Below are 263 nucleotides of genomic sequence, written 5' to 3'. Positions count from 1 at the left end.
GGCTAAAACAGTCAGGATGTTGGCTTAGAAGCAGCCATCATTTAAAGAAAGCGTAATAGCTCACTGATCGAGTCGTCCTGCGCGGAAGATGTAACGGGGCTAAGCCAGTCACCGAAGCTGCGGATATGTCTTTGACATATGGTAGGAGAGCGTTCTGTAAGCCTGCGAAGGTGTCTTGTAAAGGATGCTGGAGGTATCAGAAGTGCGAATGCTGACATGAGTAGCGATAATGGGGGTGAAAAGCCTCCACGCCGTAAGCCCAA

1 rRNA gene is annotated in these 263 nt (G+C 49.8%); it reads left to right on the top strand.

The window, feature by feature from the left end:
* Nucleotides 1-263 (top strand): 23S ribosomal RNA (locus GCM43_RS25635); the annotation flags it as partial.

The organism is Janthinobacterium aquaticum, from assembly GCF_009208565.1.
Taxonomy (GTDB): Bacteria; Pseudomonadota; Gammaproteobacteria; order Burkholderiales; family Burkholderiaceae_D; genus Janthinobacterium.
The sequence above is the reverse complement of the archived record's forward strand: the minus strand, read 5'-3'. Positions and strand labels throughout refer to the sequence as shown.